This is a genomic window from Chryseolinea sp. T2, from assembly GCF_037203685.1.
Classification (GTDB): Bacteria; Bacteroidota; Bacteroidia; order Cytophagales; family Cyclobacteriaceae; genus Chryseolinea.
Genome location: NZ_JBBCAU010000037.1, coordinates 1 through 1,088 on the forward strand (window position 1 = coordinate 1; position 1,088 = coordinate 1,088).

Sequence of the window (1,088 nt, forward strand, 5' to 3'; positions counted from 1 at the left end):
ACTTTCACCCTGACGAACAATAACAATTCATTGTTCGCTGTTCAGCCCGCTATTGATGCGACAACTGGTGACCTCACTTATACATTAGCTACGAATGCCAATGGAGCAGCGACGGTATCGATCGTACTTTCTGATAACGGAGGTACGGCGAATGGCGGCGACGACACCTACGCCACGCAGACGTTCACGATTACTGTAACTCCGGTTAACGATGAGCCTACCTTCACAGCAGGCCTGGATCAAAGCATCAATGAAGATGCTGGCGCGCAGACTGCGACCGGTTGGGCAACTGCTATTAACAAGGGTGCTGTGAATGAAAGTTCGCAAACGCTAACGTTCACTCTTACCAATGATAACAACGCCTTGTTCTCAGTTCAGCCTTCGATCAATGCCGCAACCGGCACACTGACGTACACTCCTGCCGCAAATGCTTCCGGTGTTGCAACCGTTACGGTTACTCTCTCAGACGATGGAGGTACAACCAACGGCGGCGATGACGCTTCAACGAAGACGTTCACCATCACCATCAACGGTGTTAATGATGAGCCAAGCTTTACCAAAGGTTCAGACCAAACTGTGCTGGAAGATGCAACACCGGTAACAGTGCTGGCCTGGGCGAAGTCGATCAGTAAAGGAGATGCTAACGAGAGTGCGCAGGTATTAACCTTCACGCTGACGAACAATAACAACTCGCTGTTCAGCGTTCAGCCTGCAATCAACGCTACAACAGGAGACCTCACGTATACATTGGCGCCAAATGCCAATGGAACAGCAACAGTATCCATTGTGCTTTCTGATAACGGAGGTACTGCGAACGGCGGCGACGACACCTACGCCACGCAGACATTCACGATTACTGTAACTCCGGTTAACGATGAGCCTACCTTCACAGCAGGTCTGGATCAAAGCATCAATGAGGATGCAGGCGCACAAACTGTGGTTGGCTGGGCAACAGCGTTGAACAAAGGCGCTGCCAACGAAAGCACGCAGATACTCACGTTCACGCTTACTAATGATAACAACTCCTTGTTCTCAGTTCAGCCTTCGATCAATGCTGCAACCGGAACCCTGACTTATACACCTGCAGC

General features: G+C 50.6%; 1 protein-coding gene. It reads left to right on the plus strand.

Annotation, left to right across the window (positions count from 1 at the left end):
- Positions 1-1,088 (plus strand): lipoprotein 17-related variable surface protein (locus WBG78_RS30745; RefSeq protein ID WP_337330379.1); only part of this gene is annotated, 1,088 nt, incomplete at both ends.